Here is a 917-nt window from a genome sequence, read left to right as displayed (position 1 = left end):
GATGTGCCGCAGCTTGGTGGACATCGGCTTGACCACGATTTCTTCGGTGTGGAACACGCCGTCGACCACGATGCCAAAGGTCTGGCTGCCGACCTGCGTCACCACGATGAAGCCGTTCTCGGGGTCGGACGAGGAGCCGTCGTCGATCTTGAGGAGCTTCTTCAGGTGCATCAGCGGCAACAACTTGTTGCGCAGGCGCAGGACAGCGGTGTCCTTGATGCGCTCGATGCGGTGTTCGGAGTTGGCGCGCGCCCGCACCAGTTCCACGACCGAGAGCTGCGGGATCGCAAAGCGGTCGCCGGCGGCTTCCACGATCAGGGCCGAGACGATGGCGAGCGTCAGCGGGATCTTGATGGTGACGGAAGACCCCTCGCCGGCCACCGACTTGATGTCGATGGTGCCGCCGATCTGGTCGATATTGGTGCGCACCACGTCCATGCCGACGCCGCGGCCGGAGACCGAGGTGACGGCGGCAGCCGTGGAGAAGCCCGGCGCAAAGATGAACTTGTGGATCTGGGCTTCGGTCATCTTCTCCAGCTCGGTCTCGCTGACGAGACCGTTCTGCAGCGCCTTGGCCTTGATCCGCTCGGTGTTGAGCCCGCGGCCATTATCGGCGATGCAGATGATGATGTGGCCGCCCTCGTGATAGGCGGAGAGCCTGATGGTGCCCTGCTCGCCCTTGCCGCTGGCGACGCGCTCGGCCGGGGTCTCCAGGCCGTGGTCGGCGGAGTTGCGCACCATGTGCGTCAACGGATCCTTGATCAGGTCGAGCACCTGGCGATCGAGTTCGGTGTCGGCGCCGTGCATTTCCAGTTCAATTTGCTTGCCGAGTTCGCCGGAGAGGTCGCGGACGATGCGCGGCAGCTTCTGCCAGGCATTGCCGATCGGCTGCATCCGCGTCTTCATGACGCCTTCCT

1 protein-coding gene is annotated in these 917 nt (G+C 64.2%); it reads right to left on the bottom strand.

Annotation, left to right across the window (positions count from 1 at the left end; genetic code table 11):
- Nucleotides 1–917, bottom strand: a 917-nt coding sequence (locus C7G61_RS42870) for a chemotaxis protein CheA (RefSeq protein WP_145963834.1), incomplete at both ends; no start/stop codon positions are given.

The sequence above is a fragment of the Bradyrhizobium algeriense genome (genome assembly GCF_003062295.1).
Taxonomy (GTDB): domain Bacteria; phylum Pseudomonadota; class Alphaproteobacteria; order Rhizobiales; family Xanthobacteraceae; genus Bradyrhizobium; species Bradyrhizobium algeriense.
This window is presented reverse-complemented; position numbering and strand designations above follow the sequence as displayed.